The following is a 25,031-nucleotide window of genomic DNA, read 5'->3' on the forward strand; positions in this document are numbered from 1 at the left end:
TTTCTTGCCCATGCTCTATTTTGAGCGGAAGTATGTCTCGCTACATCCTGGGTTGGTGCGTGTGGCCTCATTTTCCCTGTTGGGGTGGTTGTGCGGGAACAGTGGAACGATGTTGTGGCACATCAGGGCCTTGTGGGGCGGAATGATGTCGTGAGACAGAGCGGAACGATGTCATGGAACCAGACACCACTGGGGGCACCATGTGTGAAGTCTCGAGACATCTTTTTGGAAGGTGTCTCGAGACTTTTCTCGTCAACAGGTCTCCACAGACTTTTTGCGGAAGCTACCCACAAAACTTCTAGCTAAATGGAAAGAATATGGAACTTTATGGGGTGGTGTCTCGTTGAATGGGGTGAGATAGCTAATTTGCACCTCTCTTAGAAAGGACAACCGTGCGTTCAAGCAATCCGGTAATGAGTTCTCTGACCGAAAATAGTAGCCGCCAAAATTCTGGTTACGCGGACGTATCTACCCGTCCCATGACCGTGGATGACGTAGTGACCAAGACGGGCATTACCCTCGGCGTTATCATCGTCGCCGCAGTCATCAACTTCGCCCTGGGAATGCTAGTAAGCCCAGGTATCGCCATGGCCTTGACCCTGGTCGGTGGTATCGGTGGCTTCATTACCGTGCTCGTTGCCTCTTTTGGCAAGAAGTGGGGTTCTGCTGCAGTCACCCTGATTTATGCCGTATTTGAAGGCCTATTTGTCGGTGGATTCTCCTTGATGTTCGCCAACGTCAACTTCCAGGGCGAAGGCGGCATGGCCATCATTGGCCAAGCGATTGTCGGCACGATTGGTGTATTCATTGGCATGCTGATTGTGTACAAGACTGGCGCAGTGAAGGTGACTCCGAAGTTCACCAAGATCCTTTTCGGCTTGATTGCTGGCGTTGCTGTCATGGCTCTTGTTAACTTCTTGGGCGCGATTTTCTTTGACTTCAATCCACTGCGTGATGGCGGCCCGATTGCCATCATCTTCTCGCTCGTCTGCATCGTTCTTGGTGCTCTGTCCTTCCTGACTGACTTTGATCAGGCTGACCGCATGATCCGCGCCGGTGCTCCCTCTAAGAACGCTTGGGGCGTGGCTCTCGGCCTCGCAGTTACCTTGGTCTGGCTCTACACTGAGATTCTCCGTCTGCTGAGCTATTTCCAGCGAGACTAACTGACCCTTTTGTATTGGCCCGCACTTCGGTGCGGGCCTTTTTTGTTGCCGAGAATCGCTTACAAACGTGTAATTTCTGGGGTAGTACTGGGGGATAAAGTGCGGGTTTAACCTTCGTTTGGTCTACAAAACCACTCACAGAGGTGATACAGCTAATGAGCAGGAAACTTTGCCTTTTGGGCGTTATGGATGTGACATATGGGACAAATAATTTTGTTAAATTGCCGTTAACCTTTGTGGTTGCGTAGAAAATTCTTGGGGTCTCATGCATGCTGTGTACCGGAACGGGAAGTATGAAGTGAAAAGTTCTCTGTTTCACTATTCTTGTTCCTCTCGTCAGGAAGTGAGTGCGCGAAGGATTGTTGTGAAGCGTCAGGTCACCGTAGCAACGTTGATGGTCAGCAGCACCGTTATGCTGAGTAGCTGCGTTGCGGACATCGGTACGAGGAGCGCGTCAGAGGAAACCACCAAGGTGGACGAGGCTGGCGGCATCAGTTCGGCCGACGGTGCAGGGGGAACCAACGGGGACCCGGGGGATGATGCGGAAGGCAATCAGGGGGAATCGGCACACACCAATGGCGAGAAGAATGCGGGTGGCGCCGGCCAACCGGGGGAGGCCGGCGCCACGGGGTCGGAAGACACTTCCGGCGTCCTACCGCCACTGGGGGAGTTCGATCCGGCAGACCCGAGCTTCGAGCTTTTTGATCCGTGTACGGAGATTCCTCGCGAGCATCTTCGGACCTTCGGACTCGGTGAACAGATTGAGGATTCTGGAAAGCAATCGGGGTTTTCCTTTTGTGCTTTCGACAGTGTCGAAGGAACTGGAGGAGCTGTCATTGGATTGACTACTTCTAGGCAGTCATTTGATGGCGCAGAAGTACAAATAGCCTCCCTATCTGACGGTGTGGGACACAGTGTGCCGATAGTGCAGATCGAAAGTGAATTGTTCGGGGATATGTTCTGTACTGTCGGCGTTTCTACTTCACGTGGAATCCTAAAAGTTAGTCATTCTGGGAAACGACCTGACGATGACTACGAAGCTAAATGTTCACAGGCCAAAAAACTGCTAGACAAATTTTACTAAGAATATACATCGGGGGAATTATGGAATTGCGACCGGACAACATCATGGCTACTGCTATGAAAACGGAAAACCTGAAGGAGGAAATTGCACTATCTGGAGGTCGCGCATATTCGCCTCTTGATGCTGGTTTTTCTCCCGTTGTTGGAATTGACCATGTGGGATCCGTTCACCAACGAGTTCTCGAAACTGATCCAGGCTCTGCAAGGTCTTCGTTGAAGGCCTTTTCGGAACAGTTGGATTGGCTACAAGATAGCCTGGGTAGGGAAGCCCGAGGGTTTCAGGCGCAGGAAGACGCAAATAGTCGCGGCATGGAGATCGCGGATGCGGGTGGGGATATTGGCATTGAGTCGATGCCGATAATGAACCAGCCGGAGCCGGGGTACAGCCCATTTGGGTTTTCCATGCCGGTGGTGAATGTCGGTACAGACATTGTGAAGCTGGCTACGGACCTCATGTCGACGCAGATATGGAATGTGTCGGAGGCGAATGCACGGTGGAGCTCGTTGGCGTCGGAAGTTGACGATATCGTTAGCGGGTTACAGGAAGCAGCCGGGTCTTTGGAAGGCGAGAACGACAGCGAAGCCACGTCGAGGGCGGCGGCAAAGATTCGGGAAGTGGCGGCGTCGGGAAGCCACTTTGTGGCAAATGCCAAGGTAATGGGGGAGAAGCTAACCGGATTCCACGCCAAGCTGATGGGCATGCAGCCTACTGCGATGGCCATGGCGATGGAAGTGATGGCCATTCCAGAACCGGTCGAGCGCGAAATTGCGGAAAAGGCCGCATTGGCCGCATTGCAACCTGACTTGCAGCGCTTCGCGGTGGAGGCAATGCCGTACCAGCACGCTTTGATGGAACAATCGCCGGCGTCGGGAGGCGGCGGTGTCGACGCGGGCCTTTCCGGAGTTGACGGTGATGGGCAGCGCTACACCACCGATGCCGTGGTATGGCCAAAGAAGATTACGGAAGCGATAGCGCGAGGTGATTTGGGGCCGGGGAACTTCGACGTCGTCAATCGCAATGTGGACGGGCTAGAAGCGGTGGGGATGAGCCCACAAGAAATTAATGATTTTCACCAGCAGATGCATACTAGCGGCAGGAATGCGCTGGAAAAGCTTGGCCTGGGAGACCAGGTAGCCATCGGCGGAAATGAAGTGTCCACCCAAGGTGCATCCATGCCGGGAGTAACTGCGTCGAACGGGGCGATGGGGCAGGTTCCTGGTGGTACAGCGCACCCGGTTGCCACAGGAGCACATTCAGGCGCGCTTAATAACAGCGGTGCGATGGCGCCGACAGCTACAGTGCAGTCCCCCAATACTGGGATGGCGCCGATGATGGCAGCCGGACGTCCCGGGGACGCAGGCCGCGGCGTACTTGGCGGTCAGTCGCTACGAGGCGGAATTGGATCCGCTGCAGGAAATGTAAGTGGCAACGCCGATATTGCGCGTGCCGGAAGAGGAGCGCAGTCGGGCCAGAACTTTGGGCGAGGAGCCGGAGCGCCCTACGCCGGTGTCGGTTCGGGCGTGCGCGCTGGCCATAGCAATGCAATCGGTGGCGGTTCGGGCATGCGCGCTGGTCTTGGCAGCGGTGCTGGTGCGGGCATGCGGCCCGGCGTGGGTGGCGGCCTTGGTCTTGGAACAGGCGGCAGTGAAAGTGCTGTGGCAGCGCGCGGTGGCAATACAGGCCGCTCAACCGGCGGGGCGCGAGCCTATGGTCCAATGATGGGGATGCGCGGAGGCAAAGACAGTGAGAAAAAGCGCGTAAAGTCCGTGACCACGCAGGTCGAAAGGGACCCGAATAAGCGCGACCTGCTGGGGGAGCCGCCCGCTGTCGTACCCGGTGTCATCGGAGATTGGGTGCGGGAAGTGGACCCAGAAAAATAGCATAAAAAAGGGGCCGAGGAAATCCCTCGGCCCTTCAAGCCATATTACTGCTGTGGCAGTTCGGTGGCGGTGTCGTTCAAGTGAGGCTGTGCTGGCTCTTCTGGAACACCGGACTCGACTACAGGTGCTTCCTCTTCAATGACGGTCTCGGGTGCGGAAGAGCTGGTCTCAGCATCCTTCTGCATCGGGGCCTCACCGGTGAAGGTGGAGCCATTTTCTACCTTGGAATCAGAATCCTGCTGGTTAGGTGGGTGGCAAGCAGCGAGGGAGAGGCCAGCGGTGAAGACCAGGCCAGCGGCGGCGAAACGGGAGAACTTCTTCATGGGGATGTGCTCTTTCTCCAGAGTGGTATGTGGTTAAAAGTTTAGGACTCGCGTGGAGCAGCGGCCTTAGCAGAATCATACGGCGCTGCGGATTCGATGGTGACCGAAATGGTCTTGCCATTCGGAGCGGTGTACTCGCGGGTCTCGCCCTCTTGTGCGCCAAGGATGGCAGCGCCCAGCGGGGACTGCTCGGAATAGGTTTCTAGGTCCTTGTTATCGGAAGCAGCGGCGCGGGTACCGATGAGGAAGGTCTCCTTATCGTCCTTGTCACCATTGTAGTAAACGTGAACTACGGAACCGGTGTGGGCGACGCCCTCCTGAACAGCACCGCGCTCGGTGGTGGCATTCGCAAGAACCTCAGAAATCTGCTTAATGCGGGCCTCTTCCTGGTCCTGCATCTCACGTGCGGCGTCGTAACCGGCGTTCTCTTTGAGGTCGCCTTCCTCACGGCGCTCGTTGATCTCAGCCGCGACTACTGGGCGGTGGTCGATGAGCTCCTGCAGCTCGGCCTCGAGCTTTGCCTTGGTCTCTGGGGTGATGTACTGCTTTTGCTGCTCAGCCATTCTGCAACCTTCCGTAGATAGGAATTGTGGTCAAAGCCCCTGCTAATCCCTGGGGCTATAAGTAAAAATGGAACCGGGCATATGCCCAGTTCTAGGCGCTACAAATCCTAGCACACGCGGCTAGCGGCTTTCCGCGTAGTCAGGGTTATCCATATCTAAGTATTCGGGGATATTGCCGGAACAACCATAGGCCCCGCCGGCTACGGCACGAGCGTTGGTCGGAACGTCGACAGCGATGCGCTGGGTTTCGTTTCCGCCCGCGGGAACAGGGAATTCGCGGCGGCCCACTTCGGACTTGGAGTAGTCAAATGCCTGGACAATGCAATAAGCATCTTCATCGGTGTGATTGCGGGTGACATCGACCCAGACGCGGGTGGAATCATCGCTCAAAACCTCCTGGGTCACGATGGACACCTGTGCGTTCACGCGCTCCTTTTCCTGGAAGTACCGGAATCCGAAGAAAATAAGCGCGATAAAAATGGCGACAAAGATGAGCACCAGCGCCCTATTAGTCCAGCTACCAGAGTTCTTTTCAGAGGAGCCGCGGGAGCCGTAGCGAGCGGCTGAGCGAGATTTTCCGGCGGAAGTCATAGCTTCCACTCTAGCCGAGGACCACTGTTTTCCAATTATCTACTAGGATAATCATCTGTTCAAAGAACCTAGATTAATAAGGGGATGGATTTTCAGTGAGCGATTTTCGCCTACTAGCTATCCACGCGCACCCAGACGATGAATCATCTAAGGGTGCTGCAACCACCGCGCGCTATGCCGCAGAAGGCAATGAGGTTTTGGTGCTGACTTGTACCGGCGGCGAGCGCGGCGATGTGATTAACCCCGCCATGGATCGCCCGGGAATCAAGGAAAAGATGGGCGAGGTGCGCCGGGAAGAGATGGCTAACGCTGCGCGGGCGCTGGGCGTACAACATCGCTGGCTGGGCCACGTTGATTCCGGATTGCCGGACCCGGTTGAAGGCAAGACTATGGAGGAATTGCTGCCGGAGGGCTGTTTTGCGTTGCTGGGGGAGGACACCGTTGCGCAGGAATACGTCCAGGTTATCCGCGAATTTCGTCCACACGTCATTGTTACCTATGACGAAAATGGTGGCTACCCGCACCCAGACCACCTAATGGTGCACCGAGCTTCCATGATCGCGTGGGAGAAGGCGGGCGATGCCGAGTACCACCCAGAGCTAGGTAAGCCGTGGGAGCCGCTGAAGCTCTACTACTCGCACGGCTTCGTCTACCAGCGCATGAAGATGTTCCATGATTTGCTGTTAGAAGAGGGGAATACCAGCCCCTATGGGCCGATGCTGGCGCGCTGGGATACCACTTTTGGCGATATCATGGCGCGTGTAACCACCCAGGTGGAATGCGCGGATTACTTCAGCAATCGCGAGGAGGCTTTGCGGGCGCACGCTACGCAGATCGACCCGGCGGGTGCCTTCTTGGCGACGTCGGTGGAGGTACAGCAGCGCCTTTGGCCCACCGAGGAGTTTGAGCTGGCGAAGACTCGCGTTTCTACCTCCCTGCCAGAAAATGACCTTTTTGCCGGCATCAAAGAGGAAGAGGAGGCCTAAGACATGAGCATGTATGGCTCTTTCGTGCTTGCCGCACATGACGTATTTGTACTCGCCCAAGGAACCGAGGGCGCCGAAGGCGGCCCAATGGGCCCTGAATTTGGCAAAGCTTCGCCCATCGGTCTACTGATCTTGGCGCTTATGGGAGTTGCGGTGTTGTTTGCGGGCTGGAATTTCCATCGCCGTTACTCACGCTTTCGCCGTCGCATGATGTTTGCGGAGGATCACGGAATCGATCCGTTCGATGAGGAAGCCGTGGATGAGGCGATGAAGGAAGCCGGCATTTACGATAACCGCAAGAAGTCCATTTTCTAGGCGGATAGACTGATGAGCGTGAGTTCTCTCAAGCAGCTGGCCTACCCAGCTTATGAAGCGCGTCTGGCGCGCCTGATCAAGGGCAAGCCGCAGCCTAAGCACATCGCCATCATGGCCGATGGCAATCGCCGGTGGGCGCGTGAGGCTGGGTTTACCGATATCAGCCATGGTCACCGCCAAGGCGCGAAGAAAATCGGAGAGATGATTTCGTGGTGCCGCGATACCGATATCGAAGTGGTCACCATTTATTTGCTGTCCACGGAGAACCTGAAACGCAGCGAGCAGGAAGTAGAGCTGCTCTTTGACATCATCTCGGACGTGGTCACGCACTTATCCCATAACGACGTCGGCTGCCAGGTGCGCTTGGTCGGCCACCTCGATCTACTCCCGGATGATGTTCGCCAGCGCATGGTGACGGCGGCGGCGGAAACCGAGGACAATACGGGTGTCATCGTCAATGTGGCGGTGGGCTATGGCGGGCGCCAAGAAATTGTGGACGCCGTGCAGAACTTGGTGCGTGCGGAAGCAGAGAAGGGAACTACCGCAGCGGAGATGGCGGACCGCGTCACCGCAGAATCCATTGGGGAGCACCTGTATACCAAGGGACTTCCGGACCCGGATTTGGTGATCCGTACCTCTGGTGAACAACGCCTGTCGGGCTTTCTCCTGTGGCAGGCCGCGTACTCCGAAATCTGGTTCACGGATACTTACTGGCCAGCATTCCGCAAGGTGGACTTCCTTCGCGCCTTGCGGGATTATTCCCAACGTTCGCGCCGCTTTGGCAAATAGGCTCTAGAGCTTGCGCATTCGCACCTGTTCTACCAGGTGATGCGAGCCCTTTTTGAGCACGAGAGAGGCTCGCACACGGGTGGGCAGGATATTCTCCACCAAGTTCGGCAGGTTAATGGACTGCCAAATTTCGCGGGCTTGGGCGCGGGCTTCCTCATCGTTCATGTCTGCAAAGGCAGAGAAGTGGGCGTTGGGCTCCCGGAAAGCGGTGTGGCGCAGAGTAAGGAAGCGGTCGATATACCACTGCTCGATATCGTCGGTGCGGGCATCAACATAGACCGAGAAATCAAAGAGGTCCGCCACGGTCAACGTGGGGCTCGTTTGTAGCACGTTGAGCCCTTCCAGGATGAGGATGTCGGGCTGGTGAACTTCTTGGTACTCACCGTCCACAATGTCATAGGTGATGTGGGAATAAAGCGGTGCCTTGACAAATGGCTTTCCTGATTTTACGTCCGTGACAAAGCGGAGGAGTGCGCGCCGGTCATAGGATTCCGGAAATCCCTTGCGCTGCATGAGGCCGCGTTCCTTGAGAGTCTTGGTGGGGAAGAGGAAGCCGTCGGTAGTAACGAGGGCCACCTTGGGGTGGGACTCCCAGCGTTGCAGCAGCACCTGAAGGAGACGGGCGGTGGTGGATTTTCCCACTGCCACAGAACCGGCCACACCGATGACAAAGGGAACGTGCGTCGGAGGATTGCCTAAGAAGGATTCGGTAGCCGTGGTGAGCTGCTGGCGTGCCATGACTTGCATATGGATGAGACGGGAGAGGGGGAGGTAGACATCAGCTACCTCGTCTAGGTCGATGCGGTCTCCTAGGCCGCGAAGTTTCTCCACCTCGGTTTCCGTGAGCACCTGAGGCATGGATTTACGCAGTTCACGCCAGGTCTCGCGGTCAAAATCTAGGTAGGGACTCGAATCCAATGTGCGCGCCATGGCTCTATTGTCGCACTTGCATAATCCGTGGGTAAAAGTATGCCCCCTAAGGGTGCATGGCACGATAAGATATGCAGCAGCCCATACCGCATGATTTTGAGAAGGGGACCACACCTTTATGGCTTCTTTTACCTCTGACCTCCGCGACCTCGATCCGGATGTATTCGGCGCAATTCAGGGAGAGATTTCCCGCCAGCGCGAAACCCTGGAAATGATCGCTTCTGAGAACTTTGTGCCTCGCGCCGTGCTCCAGGCACAGGGCTCCGTGCTCACTAACAAGTACGCCGAGGGCTACCCGGGTCGCCGCTACTACGGCGGCTGCGAGCATGTCGACGTCGTGGAGGACCTAGCCCGCAACCGCGCTAAGGAACTCTTTGGTGCGGAATTCGCCAACGTTCAGCCGCACTCGGGTGCGCAGGCGAACGCCGCGGTGCTTTCCACCATTGCTGAGCCTGGCGACAAGATTTTGGGCCTGTCCCTGGCTCACGGCGGCCACCTTACCCACGGCATGAAGTTGAACTTCTCTGGCAAGCTTTATGATGTCGCCGCCTACGAGGTGGATCCAGAGACCATGCGTGTGGACATGGATAAGCTGCGCGAGCAGGCGCTGAAGGAAAAGCCGAAGGTCATTATCGGCGGCTGGTCTGCCTACCCGCGAACCATGGATTTCGCGGCCTTCCGTGAAATTGCTGATGAGGTCGGCGCTTACCTGTGGGTAGATATGGCCCACTTTGCTGGCCTCGTTGCTGCTGGCCTGCACCCGAGCCCAGTGCCTCACGCGGATATCGTGTCCACCACCGTGCATAAGACCCTGGGTGGTCCGCGCTCCGGCATGATTTTGGCCAAGCAGGATTATGCCAAGAAGATCAATTCCAACGTCTTCCCGGGCCAGCAGGGCGGACCGCTGATGCACGTGGTCGCTGCCAAGGCCATTGCTATGAAGATTGCCGCTACCGAGGAATTCAAGGAGCGCCAGGAGCGCACCTTGGAGGGTGCTCGCATTCTGGCAGAGCGCCTTACCGCAGAAGATGCCAAGGCGGCTGGCGTGGACGTGCTGACCGGCGGCACCGATGTGCACTTGGTCTTGGCAGACCTGCGCAATTCCGAATTGGATGGACAGCAGGCAGAGGATCTGCTGCACGAGGTAGGCATTACCGTTAACCGCAATGCTGTACCGAATGACCCGCGTCCGCCGATGGTCACCTCCGGCCTGCGCATTGGTACTTCTGCGCTAGCAACCCGCGGCCTCGATGCCGAAGCTTTCACCGAGGTTGCAGATATTATCGGTACTGCTCTGGTGCAGGGCAAGAATGCCGATGTAGAGGCCCTGCGTGCTCGTGTGGACAAGATTGCCCAGCACTACCCGCTGTATGAGGGCCTCGAGGACTGGAAGCTGGTCTAGTCCTTCACCTCATGGCCACGGGCCTGCGCCATGGTGGCGCGGGCCTGCTGGAGCCATTCCGGCTGCTCTTGGAGGAGCTGATTGATTTCCGCTGTGGTCAGCGGCTTATCCATATCGTTCTTCTTGAGCGCGGTAACAGAGATGCCCAGCTTATGGGCAACCTCGGGGCGGGGATGGGGGCCTTCGCGGCGCAAGGTTTGTAGCCACTCGGGTGGGTTATGCTGCAATTCGCGCAGCTCTTCGTGGCTAATGGCACTATTTTGGAACTCGTCCGGCGCGGCGGGCAGGTAGATGCCTAGCTTCTTCGCCGCGGTTTGGGCACGCATGGCGGTGCCGGATGGTTGCTTTTGTTCTTCAGTCACGCTTTTACCGTAGCACTTTCAGTAGACTGTCCTCTATGCTGCGCTTAGCTTTTGCCACCGGTACAGAACCTGGAAAGTGGTTCCGCCGATTCGAGGAAAATACTGCTCATGGTGGCTTGTACACCGTTGATGCGGACGATGCGCTAGCCCCGCTGGTAGCCGGCGAGGTGGACCTAGCCCTTGCGCGCTTGCCGGATGCGCGGGTGGATGAAACCTTTCATGTGGTGCGACTTTATAAAGAGGCTCCTGGCATTGCCGTTCCCAAAGACTCAGTCTATGCGGAGGTGGGCGAGGAGCTTGCGCTTGCCGACGTCGCCGATGAACACCTCAACTACCGCCTCGCCGATTCCGGGCTTGTCGATGTCCCCGCAGTCCGCGACGCTCTGCAGGTAGTGGCGGCCAATGTGGGTATCGCGATTGCGCCGCGGCCCCTGCTGAAGGTCTTGAGCAAAAAGCAGGTGGTGCCGTTGAGCCTTAAGGACGAGTCCGTGCCGGTGACGGAGATTGCATTGGTGTGGCGCAAGGACGATGACGGGGAGGCAATTCAGGACTTCGTGGGCGTCGCTAAGGGCCGCACGGCGCGTTCCTCCCGCCAAGAGAAGCCGAGGCGCAGCGCCAGGGAAAAGGCGAAGGCGAAGCAGGCGAGGAGAAACGTTAACAATTCGTTACAAAAGAAAAAGAAGGCCCCTAAGCAGCGCAAACGTAAGTAGCCCTTTACTGTTTGCTGTCTACTTCCTGTCCGGGTGGGTGGCACCAGCTGGGAGTCGTCGTTACGGTGGGCGTCGTTCGTCATGAAGGGCGATTTAACAATAAATTTAGAATTAACTTACTTTCTTGATGAAAGGATGATGCAGTAATGCAGAAGATGACCCGTCGCATCGCAGGTGGTTTTGCAGCCGCAACCCTGTCCGTTGCTCTCGTAGCGTGCTCCGATGCCGAGGACGCAGCTAACGACGCTAAGGATTCCGCCGGCTCCGTAGCAGCAGACGCTACCGACGCTGCTGGCTCCGCTGCTGCTGAGGCTACTTCCAATGATGACGCGGACGACAATGATGACGCCGACGATGCGGACGCTTCCGACGACGCCGACGACAAGGACGGCGCTACCAAGTCCATCGCTACCGCTAACGGTGACGTAGACGTTCCGGCTGATTTCGCTTCCGCTATTGAAGAGAAGAAGGCTGAGTGGGGCGACGTAAAGAGCATCGAGCAGGGTGACGATGATGAGTTCCTCGCTAACTTCGATAACGGCAACCTGCTGACCTTCGACGACGATGAGGGCGCTCAGCCTATCGTCGGCAAGATTGCTGAAACCTGGAAGGAGCAGGGCGGCCTGGACTCTGATGTAGGCCTGCCTAAGGCTGCTGAGGAAAAGGCTGCTCAGGGCAAGGGCTGGACCCAGCAGTTCGACGATGGCGTAATCTCCTGGATCCAGGACGAGAGCGGCAAGTTCACCTCTTCCGTAGAGAAGTAAAAAGCTCCTTTAGAGCTCCTCCCTCTGCAGCATGTGCTGCGGAGGGATTTTTCGTTTTCTTAATGTTCATCTTGCACCCATGTAATTTCAACCTTCGGTGCCTACTTTGGGTGGCAACCCCGGGGATTCGGGGTGATTCGGAAGAAGTCTGATCTACCGCACACTAAGGGAGAACCCTGCCATCATGTCTCGTCCCTCTGTACTTTCTACTCCGCTTGCCGCTACTGCTAACACCGTCGCTACCAAGACCTATGTAGTGGATACTTCGGTCTTGCTGTCTGACCCTTGGGCCCTGCGCAAATTTGCAGAACACGATGTGGTCCTTCCCGTTGTAGTTATTTCTGAACTAGAAGGAAAACGTCATCACCCGGAGCTTGGCTGGTTCGCCCGCCAAGCTCTTCGCTTTTTGGAGGAGCTGCGCGCTACCTATGAGGCCTTAGACCAGCCGGTTCCCGTCAACGTGGATGGCGGCACCCTGCGCGTGGAATTGAACCATCAAGACCAATCCTTGCTGCCTACCGCGTTCCGCGGGCCAGAAGGCGACCACCGCATCTTGGCGTGCGCTCTCAACCTTGCGCACGAAGGGAAGGACACCGTGCTGGTCACGAAGGACGTGCCGCTGCGCGTGAAGGCCGGTGCAGTTGGCGTGCAAGCGGATGAGTATCACGCCCAGGACGTAGTCTTGACCGGCTATACCGGAATGGCGACGGTGCAAACCAGCTCGGATGTCATCGATGCCCTCTATCGTGATGGGGAAGTCATGCTAGACGGCGTCGAAACTGACAAGGGTACCGCCGTGGAGGATCTGCCGGTGCACTGCGGCTTGACCTTGGCGGCAGGTGCGCAATCCGCGCTGGGGCGCATGAGTGCTGATGGCGTGGTCGAGCTCGTACGTGGTGATATCAATGCCTTTGGCCTCCAGGGACGCTCCGCGGAGCAGCGTATTGCTTTGGATTTGCTGATGGACCCAAACGTAGGGATTGTCTCTATCGGTGGCCGCGCCGGCACCGGCAAGTCGGCACTTGCGCTGTGCGCCGGTTTGGAGGCGGTGCTCGAGCGCGGGGAGCACCGGCGCATTGTGGTCTTTCGCCCGATGTATGCGGTTGGCGGGCAGTCGCTGGGATACTTACCGGGCACTGAATCGGACAAGATGAACCCGTGGGCGCAGGCGGTCTATGACACCTTGGAGGGCTTGGTGTCTGACAACGTCATGGAAGAGGTGCACGAGCGCGGCCTCATCGAGGTCTTGCCCCTGACGCATATTCGCGGTCGTTCGCTGCATGATGCTTTTGTCATCGTGGATGAGGCGCAATCCTTGGAGCGAAACGTCTTGCTTACCGTTCTTTCTCGGTTGGGGAAGGGCTCGCGAGTAGTTCTTACTCATGATGTGGCGCAGCGCGACAACCTTCGCGTGGGCCGGCACGACGGAGTCCAAGCAGTGATTGAAAAGCTCAAGGGACATGAGCTTTTTGCGCATATTACGCTGCAGCGTTCTGAGCGCTCTGCCATTGCGGAGCTCGTCACTGACCTATTGGAAGGTGGCAACTAGTTCGAGTTCGTTCGCGTTTGGCGATCTTTATGTGTACAGCGTGGCGAAGCTGGGCCTAGCCCAGTAATAATGTTGTATATGAGCGAGAACGCTAAGCAGACGTCTTCGGACGACAAGAAGAAAGATTTCCGCATCCGCCCCTTTACCGCGGCGGACTACCCGCAGATGCGAGAGATTTATGAACAGGGGCTCAATACTGGGCACGCTACCTATGAGACCCGATCCCTGACCTTTGAAGAATTTAAAGCTGGCAAGATCATGCCTTCGGTGCATGTGGCCGTTGAAGCAGATGATGATTCTAAGGTCTTGGGGTGGGTTTCCGCGGCACCGGTATCTACCCGCACCGTCTTCCACGGAGTAGTGGAGGACTCCATCTACCTAGGAGCCGAGGCACAAGGACGCGGCATTGGCGGCGCACTTCTAGACCGCCTGATCGAGGTGTGCCAGGACTTGCACAAGTGGGCCATCCACTCATGGATTTTCCCTGAAAATGAAGGTTCTGCGGGGCTGCATAAGTCGCGTGGCTTCGTGAAAGTAGGCACCTACTCGCATATGGCGAAGATGACCTACGGCGAGCTTGCGGGCCAGTGGCGCGATACCGACGTATATGAGCTGCTTTTGCCCAAGCCGGAGGAAAAGAAGCGGTAGCTTCCCCAGCGCATACAAGCCCCTGCTCGAACCACACTCGTGGTAACGATGGCAGGGGCTTTTTGCTGAGGCCTTAGAACGAGGGAAACGCTACACTGCAGGAACGTCCCAGGTGCCAAACCAACGCTGAGCTTGTGAGCGCATTTCCTCGCTCAAGCGGCTAAAGCGCGGGATCGGGGTACAGTGCGCGCGGGCTTGCGCCACGCCTCGATGGGACCGGACTGGATTTCCAACGCCGCGTGAAGGCCGCCGGGGGCATAGCCGAGGGTGGGTTCAATGGGGGCGTCGGCAAGCGGGAGTGCATCGCGCAAGGCGTGCAGCTCTCGGCTTGTGGCCTGTACTTCTGCAGGTGAAAGTGACACTAGTCAATCGTTTCCTTCAAACGCTCCTCGCGCAGTGGCAGGAGGAGGATGAGGGCGACGATAACCAGCGGAACCATCAGGGCGATGACCGGGGTCAGGCCATCATTATAGGAGTTGAGGATTGCTTCCTCGATGGGCTGAGGGAAGGAGGCAACCAAATCCGGGGTGAGGCTATTGGCACCGCCATTGGCATCGCCAAACTTCTCCGCGTAGGCGGCACCCTCCGGTCCCATCTTCTGGAAAGCTTCAGGCATGCGGGTGGCCATCTCATCCTTCATATTGTGGATGAACATGGAGCCGACCAGGGACGCACCGAGTGCGGAACCGATCTGGCGGAAGAAGTTATTCGCCGCGGTAGCCGTACCCACCTGGGACAGCGGGAAGGAGTTCTGGACGATGAGCACGAGGACCTGGATAACCATGCCCAGACCGATGCCGAAGACCAGGAATTCGCAGCCTAGCTGCGTTAGAGAAGTCTCCACGGAGAGGTGGGACATCCAGAACAGGGCACCGGCAGTAATCGCCAGGCCGATGATGGGGTAGACCTTGTAGTGACCGGTGCGGGCGATGATAAAGCCCACGCCAGTGGAGGTACCGATAAGGCCCACCATCATCGGAATCATCATGAGACCCGCCTTGGTTGGGGTCAGGGTGTGCACCATCTGCAGGTAGGTTGGCATGTAGCCCAGAACACCGAACATTGCCAGGCCAAGTACCACGCCGGAGAGGGTGGTCAGGGCCATGTTGCGGTTCTTGAATAGGCGAACCGGGATGAGCGGTTCCTTGGCGCGCAGCTCCACAAAGACGGTGATGATGGCGCCGATGATGGTGATGGCACCCAAGGTGAGGATCATGGAAGAGCCCCACTCGTACTCGGTGCCGCCCCAGGTGGTCATGAGGATAAGGGAGGCGGTGGTGATGGCGATGAAGGTGGCGCCAAGCCAGTCAAAGCGCTTCATATCGGCATCGCCCACGCGCAGGTGCAGCACGAGGGTGCACACGATGATGGCGAGGATGCCCAGCGGAATGTTCATCCACATGCCCCAGCGCCAGCCTGGGCCGTCGGTGAACCAGCCGCCGAGGACGGGGCCGAGAACCGAGGACAGGCCAAAGACACCGCCCATGATGCCCATGAACTTGCCGCGCTCACGGGAAGAGGTGACCTCGGCGATGATGGACTGGGAGGAAATCATCATAAAACCTGCGCCAAAGCCCTGCACAGCGCGGGCGATGATCAGCAGGGTCATGGAGTTAGCAAAGCCGCCGAGGGTAGAGCCCACGACGAAGATGGCGATACCGCCGATGTAGAGCCACTTGCGGCCCAGCATGTCACCCAGCTTGCCGGAAATGGGCATGGCGATGGTCATGGTGACAAGGAAGGCGGAGATGACCCAGCTCATGTGGTCGACGCCGCCCAGCTCACCAACGATGGTTGGAAGAGCAGAAGAGAAGATCATTTGGCCCAAAGAGCTCATCAGCATGGTGAGCATCAAAGCCGAGAAAATGAGCCCGAGGTTATCGGCTCGGGACTGACCCTGCGAAGGGGCCTTTGCGGCCGTATCTACCATCGCATTCCTTTCATAAAATCTGTTATTAGCGTGAGGGAAGTATCGAGTCGCGCGTCGAGCTCTTCGCTGCAATCTGCATCGGGGGATGCCATCGCGAGCCACAGTGCCTCGCGGACGAGGCCGGCGATGAGCATCGCCTCGGTACTTGCGGAGCAGTTATCGAGGACGCGAAGTTCCGGTTCTGTGGTGAGGCGTTCTTCAATGAGATCGATAAGCTCAATGGATTTTGCCCGCTTCCGGCTGATTGCCGCCGCGGCCGCATCAGGATCATTAGAGATGCGCTTGCGGCGGTCCCGGATGGTCGGGTTGATGTGGTGGCCTTCCATATGCTGCCTGACCAACTGGAGGACGAGTCCTACCATGCTGGTTGTTGGCTCAGTGAGGAAGAATTCCCGCATCTCCTCCGTAAACTCGGTGCTCGGGGCGCCCAGTACGGCGGATTCTTTGGAATCGAAATAATTGAAGAAAGTGCGCCGAGAAATACCGGCTACTTCGCAGATCCTCTCAATCGTGACCGCGCTAAAGGATTGTTCATCCACCAGTTTCGTGGCGGCATCCTCAATGCGCAGGCGAGTCTCGAGGCGCTTCTGCTCGCGTAGTGATAATTCTTCTTGCACGCCATGCAACTTTACACTCGGTGCAAACTTGCACCAAGTGCAAAAGTGGTGATTTTAGAGGTGCGTTTCCCCTAATGTGTGCTAAGCCATAGCGCTTGTCGACGCCCCCTTACCCCAGACATGCAAAACCCCGCCCGAGTCCTGCCCGGGCGGGGAAGCGGTGCGGCGACTACTTAGAAGTTATCGCGGTCGCGGTTAGTCATGCTCAGCACGTCGAGGCGCTTATCCAGCTCTTCCTCGGTGAGGTTTTCGCCGTCGACGAAGCCCAAGTCAATAACGGCCTGGCGGACGGTGATCTTCTCGTGCAGGGCGTGCTTTGCCGCCTTGGCTGCGTTCTCGTAGCCGATGGCAGAGTTGAGCGGGGTCACGATGGAGGTGGAAGACTCCGCAAAGTGCTTCATGCGCTCCTCGTTGGCCTCGATGTGATCGATGCACTTATCGGCGAAGACGCGGGAAGCATTAGCCAGCAGGCGAGCGGACTCGAGTACGTTGCGCGCCATCATCGGGATGAAGACGTTGAGCTCGAAGTGGCCCTGAGCACCGCCGAAGGCTACGGCTGCGTCGTTGCCAACCACCTGGCCCGCCACCATGGTGACGGCCTCTGGGATAACCGGGTTGACCTTACCCGGCATGATGGAGGAACCCGGCTGCAGGTCCTTCAGGTGAATCTCGGCCAGGCCGGTCAACGGGCCGGAGCCCATCATGCGCAGGTCATTGGCAATCTTATTGAGGGATACAGCAATCGAGCGCATGGCGCCGGAGAATTCCACCAAGCCATCGCGGGCAGCCTGTGCCTCGAAGTGGTTTTCTGCTTCCTTCAGTTCCTTCACGCCGGTGAGCTTCTTTAGCTCCTCGGTGACCTTCGCGCCGAAGTCAGCGGAGGTATTCAGGCCGGTACCTGTGGCGGTGCCGCCGATGGCCAGCTCACCCAAGCGCGGCAGGGTGGCCTCAATGCGTTCGATGCCCAGCTCGATCTGGCGGGCGTAGCCGCCGAATTCCTGGCCCAGGGTAACCGGGGTGGCATCCATCAGGTGGGTGCGGCCGGCCTTGACCACGTCGGCGAATTCCTTGGCCTTAGTGGTCAAGGATTCGTGGAGGACCTTCAGGCCCGGGATGAGGTCATTGACGGCAGCTTCCGTAGCAGCTACGTGCGTGGCGGTGGGGAAGGTGTCATTAGAGGACTGGCCCATATTCACGTGGTCATTTGGGTGAATTTCCACGCCATTGTTATGCGCCAAGGAGGCAATAACCTCATTGGTATTCATATTGGACGAGGTACCGGAACCGGTCTGGAATACGTCGATAGGGAAGGCATCGTTATGCTTGCCCTCGGCGATTTCGGTGGCGGCAGCAATGATGGCATCGGCCTTGTCCGCGTCCAGCTTGCCGGAATCCTTATTTACCTGGGCGCAGGCTGCCTTAAGCAGGCCAAGGGCGCGAATCTGCGCATTTTCCAGGCCACGGCCAGAGATAGGGAAGTTGTCCACTGCGCGCTGGGTCTGTGCACGCCACAGGGCATCTGCAGGAACCTTAACTTCGCCCATGGTGTCATGTTCAATGCGGTATTCAGTCATGTGAAGATCACCTCAGTTAATTGGGTAGTGTGTGCTTTCCAGTATGGCGGAGAACCAAAAGAAGGGCCGCCTTCGGGGGTGAACCCTACTTCTTGGTTGGCGTGTCGTAGTCCACGACGGAATACTCCTGCAGCTTGGACAGCTTGTGGATGGAGTCGATATAGCGGATGGTGCCGGACTTGGAGCGCATGACCAACGAGCGGGTAGTAGCGCCGGAATTGCGGTAGGAAACGCCGCGCAGCATGTCACCATTGGTCACGCCGGTGGCGGCGAAGTAGCAGTTTTCAGAGGAGACTAGATCATTGGTCTTGAGGACGCGGTCCAAATCATGGCCGGCGGCGCGGGCCTTTTCTGCTTCCTCTTCATCCTTCGGCCACAGCTTGCCCTGGATCTCGCCGCCCATGCAGCGCATCGCGCAGGCGGTAATGATGCCCTCTGGGGTGCCGCCGATGCCCATCATCATGTCGATGGAGTTTGAATCCTGGCAGGTGGCGATGGCGCCGGCTACGTCACCATCCATGATGAGGCGCACCTTGGCGCCTGCGGCGCGAATTTCAGAGATGAGCTGCTCGTGACGAGGACGGTCAAGGACCACCACGGTCAGATCGGAGGGGCGAATATTCTTCGCCTTTGCCACGGACTGGATATTCCACTCCACGGACTCGTTGATGTCGATAGCGCCAACTGCCTCGGGGCCAACGGCAATTTTTTCCATGTAGAAGACTGCGGAAGGGTCATACATGGTTCCGCGTTCGGCAGCCGCAATGACGGAGATAGCGTTGGGACGGCCTTCTGCCATCAAACGGGTACCGTCGACCGGGTCTACGGCGATATCCATGGCGGCACCCTCGCCGGTGCCTACCTCTTCGCCGTTAAAGAGCATGGGGGCCTCATCCTTTTCGCCCTCACCAATGACAACGACGCCGTTCATCGCTACGGAATTGATGAGCTTGCGCATGGCGTCGACCGCCGCGCCATCGCCCTCATTCTTCTGGCCGCGGCCTACCCAACGGCCGGAAGCGAGCGCTGCTGCCTCGGTGACACGAACCAGTTCCATTGCCAGGTTGCGGTCAGGAAGATAAGACGTATTTTCGGACATGTGTAGTGGTTGCCTTCCATAGTTTTCTCATCGAGGGGTGTTCCCCTTGATGCTCTACCTTTCCATTCTCGCACTTTTTTGCTCTAATGGGTTCGATTTTGCGCCCCATTTGTGGGGGATTGACAGATCTTTCGGGGCAAAAGGGGCCGTGTGGCTTTTTGAAAGCAGGCCGTGCGATACTAAGGCGCGTGGCTGCAGAAGAAAGACCAAAGATTTTTGAAGGCGCGAAGGACATCTCCCTGTCCCTCGCAGTCGTGGTGATTATGATGCTGCTCGCCGTGGGAGCGACCGGCCTGTGCTCAATTAACTCCGAAACCCAGCAGGGCGCGGTGCAGGAAGTGGATGAACAAACCTTCCTAGACACCCAAGCCCGCGCAGGGGTCGGTGCAATTCGCAATCCCGAAATGCCAGAGGGCTGGGAGGCCAATGCTGCCCGCCGCGTAGATATGGGCGGCGAGAACGCCACCGTGGTCAGCTGGGTGACCGCTGACCAAGGGTTTGTGGAATCTACGCAGACGCAGGTCGCGGCCGATAAAGCGGGCGAGGCGTACGACTCCAACTACCGCGGCATTGAATCCGCCCGCGAGGTCAAGGGGCACCAAGTGCGGGTGCTAGAAAGCGACGATGATTCCGTGCGCCGCCTGTGGGTTACGGATTTGGGCGATGCCCGCCTCATCATCTCCGGCGCCGCGAACGACAGTGACTTTGAGGCGGCTACCGCTGCGTTTATCGACGCCGCACCTGTAGCCGGAAAATAACCTCGCCCAAGCCTTCTTCCGCGGCGGTAGCGCTAAGACCGTCGCCGGACTGGGCAATAACCTCCGCCAAAGCCTCCGCATCCAGGCCGCTGAGGCGTGTCTTTCCTGCGAAGACATCGATGCGCTCACGCTGCGAGCGCTGCGGATAAATGGCAATCTCGCGTACTTTGTCGTCCGTAAAGCGCAGCACCACGGATTGGGAGAAGTAGCTCACCTCATTATCGTCGCGGGTGTGTGCAGGACCGAAGAATTCTTCTACGAATTCTCGGGAATCTCCCGCCATGATGGAACCGGCGGCCGCGGATTTCGATACAAAGTCCACGCGCTCGCCTGGATACCCATAAATCTGCACTACTCGTCTCCTTCAGCGTCTGCGTCCTCGGCCTTATCGAGCGCGTCTTCCACACGCTTCGCCGCGCCGTCGAGGTGCGCCTCGCACGCACGGGCAAGGGCCTCGCCGCGCTCCCAATACTTTAGCGACTCATCCAAGCCCATCTGCCCAAGCTCGAGAATCTTGACGGTTTCAATGAGCTCATCGCGAGCTTGCTCATAGCTCAATTCTTCTACTGGGGTAAAAGCATCCTGGCCTGGCTGGCCGGTACCAATGGTGTCATCGGACATGATTTTCTCCTCGTCTCGTGATTAATCGGCGGCCTGGGAGGCCATAGAAACTGCGGTAATAGATCCATCGCCCACCCGAATGCGCAGTTGAGCGCCGGGCGGGGATTGCTTATAAGAGGTGACGACCTCGGGCCCGGAACCGTCCTTGGGTACTACCTGGACAATGGAGTACCCGCGGGCGAGAGTCGCCGACGGTCCCAATGCTGATACGCGGGCGCGCAGCGATTCCACGTGGCGGGTTTCTCGCTCCACCATGACTTCAATTTCTCGCCGCATGGTAGCGCGGGTACGCTCCACCTCTTCGCGGCGCGCACGGATAGGGGTCATCGGGTCTGCCATGACAGGCCGGGAACGAATGTTGTCGAGGCCGCGCCGTTCCCTTTCCACCCAGCCGCGCAGCGCGGCCGCCATGCGAGAGCGAGCCTCTGCGACGATGGCGCGCTCCTCTGCCACAGAGGGTACGACGCGCTTTGCGGCGTCGGTAGGCGTAGCAGCGCGCAGGTCGGCGACGTTATCGAGCACTGGGCTATCCGGCTCGTGACCAATGGCAGAGACTACTGGGGTGCCTGCCGCAGCTACTGCGCGTTGCAGTGCTTCTTCCGAGAAGGGCAGCAGATCTTCCACGGAGCCGCCGCCACGGGCGATGATGATGACGTCGACTTCAGGATCCGCATCAAGTTGCTGGAGCGCATCGATAACCTCAGGTACCGTATTCGCACCCTGAACCGCAGTATTGAGGACGCGGAACTGCACTGCTGGCCAGCGGTCATGAGCTACCGCCATCACATCCCGCTCTGCAGCAGAACCACGGCCGGTAATCAGCCCAATTTTGTGTGGCAGGTAGGGGAGCGGTCGCTTGCGTGCGGGATCGAAAAGGCCTTCAGCAGATAGCTGTTGGCGCAGCTTTTCAATGCGAGCAAGCAGATCGCCAATGCCCACATGGCGAATTTCGGTGGTCCATAGCGAAAAGGATCCGCGTCCAGCGTAAAAGGCAGGCTTACCGTGGACAATGACGCGGTCGCCGTCCTTCAGCGGTGCTGACAATGACTGCAGCATCGATGATGGGCAGGTTAACTGCACGGACTTTTCCTGCTGTACGTCACGCAGCGTGAGGTAGGACAGCTTCCAGGTGGGCTTGAAGTTGATTTGGGTCAACTGACCCTCTACCCACAGGTAACCCAGGCGCTCGATCCAGCCCTTGACTTGGTCATTGACCTTGCCAACGGGCCAGGGAGTATCCGGTGTATTTGCCGGTTGATTCACACAGCCTCCCTTTCTTCAGTCTGCCGTGTTCTTCCGTCTAGTTTAGGGGCCAGCGCAGTTGATTGTCCCGCTCGGGGTGGCCAGAAAGGTGACGTTAGGCCCCGCTATTGTTTTGCGTAGTGTTTCGATACTCTGGGAGCCATGACTGATGGTAAAAATGTACTTCTCGCGGCCCCGCGCGGATACTGCGCGGGCGTGGACCGCGCGGTCGAGACCGTAGAAAAGGCGCTGGAAAAGTACGGCGCGCCCATTTATGTACGCAAACAAATCGTGCACAACCGTTACGTCGTAGAGTCTCTGGCAGAACGCGGCGTCATCTTCGTCGACGAGGCCTCTGAGGCTCCAGAAGGCGCCCACCTAGTCTTCTCCGCCCACGGCATTTCCCCAGCCGTGCGCGCAGAGGCAACGCAGCGCAAGCAGCTTACTTTGGACGCCACCTGCCCATTGGTAACCAAGGTGCACAAGGAAGCCCAGCGCTTCCAGCGCGATGGCTACCACATCCTCTTGGTTGGCCACGAAGGCCACGAAGAAGTGGAAGGCACCGCCGGCGAAGCTCCTGAGGTCACCCACCTCGTGGATGGCGTCGAGGGCGTCGCCAAGCTGCCAGAGTTCCTGCAGGATGAGAAGCTTATTTGGCTGTCCCAGACCACGCTATCGGTGGATGAGACCATCACCATCGTCAATAAGCTGCGCGAGCGCTTCCCGCACCTGGAGAACCCGCCTTCAGACGATATTTGCTACGCCACCCAAAACCGCCAAGAATCCGTCAAAGCCATCGCCCCACAGTGCGATCTGATGATTGTGGTGGGCTCTAAGAACTCCTCCAACTCGGTGCGCTTGGTTGAGGTGGCGCTCGAGGCAGGCGCCAAAACTTCCCACCTCGTGGATTTTGCCAAGGAAATCGACGAAGCCTGGCTGGAAGGCGTCCAGACGGTCGGCGTAACGTGTGGTGCTTCGGTACCTGAGTTGCTGGTACGCGAAGTACTGGAGTTCCTGGACGAGCGTGGTTATAGCGACGTAGAGCAGGTAACGACTTCTACCGAGACGATTACCTTCGCCCTACCGCGCGACCTGCGCCCAGCACGCACCTAAGTAGCCTTGGCCTATACGGCAGTTAAAACTAAAGAAAGGCCCGGAAACGGGCCTTTCTTTGTGCTTTAATCCTCGTCGTAGAGGTTATCGTCCCAACCTTGCTTGGGCTGTTCCTTCTCTTTCTGAGACGCCGGAACCGAATCGCCAGCGCGCCGGGCAGGATCCGGGCGCAGTGGATTGTTGCGTTCCTCTTGTTGTATTCGGCGACGCTCTTCACGGTCGCGACCACGTAGGCGATCCTTGGGCGCGGGGCGTGATTTCTTCAACGTGTGCGAGGCGCGGGCGCGCTGCGGAGAGACTTGAGACTGCTTGGAGTTCTTTGCCGGTTTATCGCGCGCCATCAAGTCTGCAACCGATAGGCGCTCCTCGCGGTTGCGTCGGTCTTGGTCGGCGTCGGCTCGGCGGGAAGCGGTTTCCATTTCGGCGGTGCGCTTGGCCGTCTTGCGGTAGCGTGCCCAGCGCAGCCAGGCGATGATTGCCGCGCCCACCAGGGCAATGAGGAGCCACAGGAACCTCTGGACAAGGGGGAAAGCCGCGGTGACGATCGCCGTCTTGGAAAACGCCGATGCGCCCTCTGGCAAGTTGGCCTTGGTGATAAAGAAACCGGCCAGGACCACCGTTATGGCATACACAATGGGGATAGAAGCCACGGTGAGGAAGAGCCCCCGTTCTTCTACGATGAGCGCCACCAGCAGTGAGCCGATGACGAGGAACGCGAGGTAAGCCCACCCGATGGTACCCATGAGGATGGAAATCAACGCGCCCGTGAGCAAGATTGCCGCGAGCAGCCCAAGACCCTTGCCCAGCGAGATGCTGGGGAGGCCGGAGCTTTGGGCGGCGGAGGACTTTCTTTGCTTGGCTTGTGACACGTCGGAAGATCCTACCGGTTGCCGCCGGCCCATGGCTATTTCCACGCACGAAAGCGGCGGATTTATAGTTCCGAATTCCCGCGCGGCCAGGTATCAATAGGCAAGGGCTCCCGCGGGGTGCGATCCGTGCGGCCCGGGATATCCATCTCATGCAGTTTGCGGGCGGTGACGCCCACGCGGGAATCGAGCGAGGAAAGCGTGGCGTTATAAGCCTCGACTGCTTTCTCCAGGTTATGGCCCACCTTGCCGTAGTGATCAGAAAGCGTATTCAGGCGCGTATACAGTTCGCGCCCCAAGCGCTGGACCTCCTTAGCCTTGGCGGAAAGGTCTTCCTGGTGCCACCCCATGGCCACCGTGCGCAAGAGTGCAAAAAGCGAGCTGGGGGTGGCGATGACTACATTGCGTTCAAAGGCGTACTCGATAAGTTCCGGGTCTACCGATAATGCGGCATCAAGGAAGGGGTCTGCGGGAACAAAGAGGATAACGAACTCGGGCGTTGGTTGAAACGCCTCAATATAGTCCTTCTGCGATAGTGCTTGGACGTGGCCGCGCATTAAATGCGCGTGGCGGCGGAGGAAGCCGGCGTGCTCTTCTGGATCATCGGTTTCCAGGGCGTCAAGGTAAGAGGTAAAGGGAACCTTGGCATCGACGATGATGTGGCGGCCACCGGCTAAATTGATGAGCATGTCAGGGCGGACGATGCGCCCGCCCAATGGGGCGGAGACCTGGCAATCAAAGTCCACGTGTTTGGTCATACCGCCGAGCTCAACCACGCGCTCCAATTGCACCTCGCCCCAACGGCCGCGCACATTGGGTGAGCGCAACGCGGTCACAAGCTTGTCGGTGCGTTCGGTCAGGCGGGAGGAGGTGCGGGTCACCGCCTGCACCTGGCTGGAGAGGGAGGCGAGGAGCGCGGTGCGATCTTCCTCAATTTCTTGGAGCTGAAATCCCAAGCGGTCCATGGCCTTTTCTAGCGGTTGGAGTTCGGCTTGGCGGCGCTGCGAGTCTTGCAGCGCGCGGTGCTCGGCGCTCGGCGCGGAGCGAGTAGCGGAGTAAGAATGGGCCAGCCAGCCCATTACCGCGCCGAGGATGAGGCCGATAAAAAGTAGCAGCACGGGCAAAGTGGAAGTCATGGCTTCCAGCATGGCA

The 25,031-nt window shown here is 58.1% G+C and carries 28 protein-coding genes; 13 read left to right on the forward strand and 15 right to left on the reverse strand.

Annotated elements, in window-relative coordinates; all coding sequences use genetic code 11:
• Positions 1–392: 392 nt before the first annotated feature.
• From QKD99_RS09505 to QKD99_RS09515, 3 genes are all read left to right on the forward strand, one after another.
• Positions 393–1,163: a Bax inhibitor-1/YccA family protein gene (locus QKD99_RS09505; protein WP_239277837.1), complete on the forward strand. Its 771-nt coding sequence runs from the start codon at positions 393–395 to the stop codon at positions 1,161–1,163.
• A 364-nt stretch (positions 1,164–1,527) separates the two neighbouring features.
• A complete protein-coding gene (locus tag QKD99_RS09510) occupies positions 1,528–2,247 on the forward strand; it encodes a DUF3558 family protein (RefSeq protein ID WP_284766385.1) in 720 nt (239 codons plus the stop codon).
• Between the two features lie 212 nt (positions 2,248–2,459).
• On the forward strand, positions 2,460–4,127 hold the full coding sequence (locus QKD99_RS09515) for a hypothetical protein (protein ID WP_347951315.1): 1,668 nt from the start codon (positions 2,460–2,462) through the stop codon (positions 4,125–4,127).
• A gap of 44 nt (positions 4,128–4,171) precedes the next feature.
• Here the strand turns inward: QKD99_RS09515 and QKD99_RS09520 are convergent, their stop codons facing one another.
• The 3 genes from QKD99_RS09520 to QKD99_RS09530 all read right to left on the reverse strand — a co-directional run bounded on the left by QKD99_RS09520 (position 4,172) and on the right by QKD99_RS09530 (position 5,604).
• On the reverse strand, positions 4,172–4,450 hold the full coding sequence (locus tag QKD99_RS09520) for a thiamine biosynthesis protein X (protein WP_347951316.1): 279 nt from the start codon (positions 4,448–4,450) through the stop codon (positions 4,172–4,174).
• Positions 4,451–4,491: 41 nt separating this feature from the next.
• Complete coding sequence (gene greA, locus QKD99_RS09525; protein WP_005323614.1) at positions 4,492–5,013, reverse strand: transcription elongation factor GreA; 522 nt, start codon at positions 5,011–5,013, stop codon at positions 4,492–4,494.
• Positions 5,014–5,133: 120 nt separating this feature from the next.
• The gene (locus QKD99_RS09530) at positions 5,134–5,604 is read right to left on the reverse strand and encodes a DUF4307 domain-containing protein (RefSeq protein WP_239277841.1); all 471 of its coding nucleotides are present in this window, start codon (positions 5,602–5,604) and stop codon (positions 5,134–5,136) included.
• Between the two features lie 95 nt (positions 5,605–5,699).
• Between QKD99_RS09530 and mca the strand changes: the two genes are divergently transcribed.
• From mca to QKD99_RS09545, 3 genes are read left to right on the forward strand one after another with little or no spacing between them, the layout of a single operon-like run.
• On the forward strand, positions 5,700–6,590 hold the full coding sequence (gene mca, locus QKD99_RS09535; RefSeq protein ID WP_284844083.1) for a mycothiol conjugate amidase Mca: 891 nt from the start codon (positions 5,700–5,702) through the stop codon (positions 6,588–6,590).
• A gap of 3 nt (positions 6,591–6,593) precedes the next feature.
• The gene (locus QKD99_RS09540) at positions 6,594–6,905 is read left to right on the forward strand and encodes a hypothetical protein (protein WP_204609642.1); all 312 of its coding nucleotides are present in this window, start codon (positions 6,594–6,596) and stop codon (positions 6,903–6,905) included.
• Between the two features lie 12 nt (positions 6,906–6,917).
• Positions 6,918–7,694: an isoprenyl transferase gene (locus QKD99_RS09545; protein WP_284766380.1), complete on the forward strand. Its 777-nt coding sequence runs from the start codon at positions 6,918–6,920 to the stop codon at positions 7,692–7,694.
• Between the two features lie 3 nt (positions 7,695–7,697).
• On the opposite strand, the gene coaA is transcribed toward QKD99_RS09545, so the two are convergent.
• On the reverse strand, positions 7,698–8,624 hold the full coding sequence (gene coaA / locus QKD99_RS09550) for a type I pantothenate kinase (RefSeq protein ID WP_239277844.1): 927 nt from the start codon (positions 8,622–8,624) through the stop codon (positions 7,698–7,700).
• 118 nt (positions 8,625–8,742) lie between these two features.
• Here coaA and glyA point away from each other — a divergent pair, with 118 nt between their 5' ends.
• A complete protein-coding gene (glyA, locus tag QKD99_RS09555; protein ID WP_236882514.1) occupies positions 8,743–10,026 on the forward strand; it encodes a serine hydroxymethyltransferase in 1,284 nt (427 codons plus the stop codon).
• Here glyA and QKD99_RS09560 read toward each other — a convergent pair.
• The gene (locus QKD99_RS09560; protein WP_023021891.1) at positions 10,023–10,352 is read right to left on the reverse strand and encodes a DUF5997 family protein; all 330 of its coding nucleotides are present in this window, start codon (positions 10,350–10,352) and stop codon (positions 10,023–10,025) included. The two genes, glyA and QKD99_RS09560, sit on opposite strands and share 4 nt — an antisense overlap.
• Before the next feature lie 71 nt (positions 10,353–10,423).
• Here QKD99_RS09560 and QKD99_RS09565 point away from each other — a divergent pair, with 71 nt between their 5' ends.
• From QKD99_RS09565 to QKD99_RS09580, 4 genes are all read left to right on the forward strand, one after another.
• On the forward strand, positions 10,424–11,098 hold the full coding sequence (locus QKD99_RS09565) for a LysR family transcriptional regulator substrate-binding protein (RefSeq protein ID WP_239277846.1): 675 nt from the start codon (positions 10,424–10,426) through the stop codon (positions 11,096–11,098).
• 146 nt (positions 11,099–11,244) lie between these two features.
• Positions 11,245–11,862 carry a hypothetical protein gene (locus QKD99_RS09570; RefSeq protein WP_347951317.1) on the forward strand — a complete coding sequence of 206 codons (618 nt, stop codon included), beginning with the start codon at positions 11,245–11,247 and terminating at the stop codon, positions 11,860–11,862.
• A gap of 184 nt (positions 11,863–12,046) precedes the next feature.
• Positions 12,047–13,411 (forward strand): PhoH family protein, encoded by a 1,365-nt coding sequence (locus tag QKD99_RS09575; RefSeq protein WP_198492801.1) that lies wholly within the window; start codon positions 12,047–12,049, stop codon positions 13,409–13,411.
• 78 nt (positions 13,412–13,489) lie between these two features.
• The gene (locus QKD99_RS09580; protein WP_239277848.1) at positions 13,490–14,059 is read left to right on the forward strand and encodes a GNAT family N-acetyltransferase; all 570 of its coding nucleotides are present in this window, start codon (positions 13,490–13,492) and stop codon (positions 14,057–14,059) included.
• A 152-nt stretch (positions 14,060–14,211) separates the two neighbouring features.
• Here the strand turns inward: QKD99_RS09580 and QKD99_RS09585 are convergent, their stop codons facing one another.
• From QKD99_RS09585 to glpX, 5 genes are all read right to left on the reverse strand, one after another.
• Positions 14,212–14,421, reverse strand: coding sequence for a hypothetical protein (locus tag QKD99_RS09585; RefSeq protein WP_347951318.1), 210 nt, complete (start codon positions 14,419–14,421; stop codon positions 14,212–14,214).
• Positions 14,421–15,989 carry an MDR family MFS transporter gene (locus QKD99_RS09590; protein WP_239277849.1) on the reverse strand — a complete coding sequence of 523 codons (1,569 nt, stop codon included), beginning with the start codon at positions 15,987–15,989 and terminating at the stop codon, positions 14,421–14,423. The genes QKD99_RS09585 and QKD99_RS09590 overlap by 1 nt, the downstream gene beginning before the upstream one ends.
• The gene (locus tag QKD99_RS09595) at positions 15,983–16,606 is read right to left on the reverse strand and encodes a TetR/AcrR family transcriptional regulator (protein ID WP_225747190.1); all 624 of its coding nucleotides are present in this window, start codon (positions 16,604–16,606) and stop codon (positions 15,983–15,985) included. Before QKD99_RS09595 ends, QKD99_RS09590 begins: the two co-directional genes overlap by 7 nt.
• A gap of 173 nt (positions 16,607–16,779) precedes the next feature.
• Complete coding sequence (locus QKD99_RS09600; protein WP_347951319.1) at positions 16,780–18,180, reverse strand: class II fumarate hydratase; 1,401 nt, start codon at positions 18,178–18,180, stop codon at positions 16,780–16,782.
• Between the two features lie 85 nt (positions 18,181–18,265).
• Positions 18,266–19,279: a class II fructose-bisphosphatase gene (gene glpX, locus QKD99_RS09605; protein ID WP_239277852.1), complete on the reverse strand. Its 1,014-nt coding sequence runs from the start codon at positions 19,277–19,279 to the stop codon at positions 18,266–18,268.
• A 188-nt stretch (positions 19,280–19,467) separates the two neighbouring features.
• Between glpX and QKD99_RS09610 the strand changes: the two genes are divergently transcribed.
• Positions 19,468–20,037, forward strand: coding sequence for a DUF4245 domain-containing protein (locus QKD99_RS09610; protein WP_347951320.1), 570 nt, complete (start codon positions 19,468–19,470; stop codon positions 20,035–20,037).
• On the opposite strand, the gene QKD99_RS09615 is transcribed toward QKD99_RS09610, so the two are convergent.
• Genes QKD99_RS09615 through xseA form a run of 3 tightly spaced genes read right to left on the reverse strand, consistent with a single transcriptional unit; the run spans position 20,006 to position 21,921 of the window.
• Positions 20,006–20,389 carry a hypothetical protein gene (locus QKD99_RS09615; RefSeq protein ID WP_347951321.1) on the reverse strand — a complete coding sequence of 128 codons (384 nt, stop codon included), beginning with the start codon at positions 20,387–20,389 and terminating at the stop codon, positions 20,006–20,008. The genes QKD99_RS09610 and QKD99_RS09615 overlap by 32 nt on opposite strands.
• Positions 20,389–20,658, reverse strand: coding sequence for an exodeoxyribonuclease VII small subunit (locus QKD99_RS09620; protein WP_005327444.1), 270 nt, complete (start codon positions 20,656–20,658; stop codon positions 20,389–20,391). Before QKD99_RS09620 ends, QKD99_RS09615 begins: the two co-directional genes overlap by 1 nt.
• Positions 20,659–20,679: 21 nt before the next feature.
• Positions 20,680–21,921, reverse strand: coding sequence for an exodeoxyribonuclease VII large subunit (gene xseA / locus QKD99_RS09625; RefSeq protein ID WP_347951322.1), 1,242 nt, complete (start codon positions 21,919–21,921; stop codon positions 20,680–20,682).
• A gap of 141 nt (positions 21,922–22,062) precedes the next feature.
• Here xseA and QKD99_RS09630 point away from each other — a divergent pair, with 141 nt between their 5' ends.
• Positions 22,063–23,013 carry a 4-hydroxy-3-methylbut-2-enyl diphosphate reductase gene (locus tag QKD99_RS09630; RefSeq protein WP_239277857.1) on the forward strand — a complete coding sequence of 317 codons (951 nt, stop codon included), beginning with the start codon at positions 22,063–22,065 and terminating at the stop codon, positions 23,011–23,013.
• A 65-nt stretch (positions 23,014–23,078) separates the two neighbouring features.
• Here QKD99_RS09630 and QKD99_RS09635 read toward each other — a convergent pair whose 3' ends face one another.
• Positions 23,079–23,882, reverse strand: a complete 804-nt coding sequence (locus tag QKD99_RS09635) for a Yip1 family protein (protein ID WP_347951323.1) — start codon at positions 23,880–23,882, stop codon at positions 23,079–23,081.
• Positions 23,883–23,944: 62 nt separating this feature from the next.
• On the reverse strand, positions 23,945–25,015 hold the full coding sequence (locus QKD99_RS09640; RefSeq protein WP_347951339.1) for a DNA recombination protein RmuC: 1,071 nt from the start codon (positions 25,013–25,015) through the stop codon (positions 23,945–23,947).
• Positions 25,016–25,031: the final 16 nt, after the last annotated feature.

It is taken from the genome of Corynebacterium sp. c3Ub_189 (assembly GCF_039907195.1).
In the GTDB taxonomy this organism is placed as follows: Bacteria; Actinomycetota; Actinomycetes; order Mycobacteriales; family Mycobacteriaceae; genus Corynebacterium.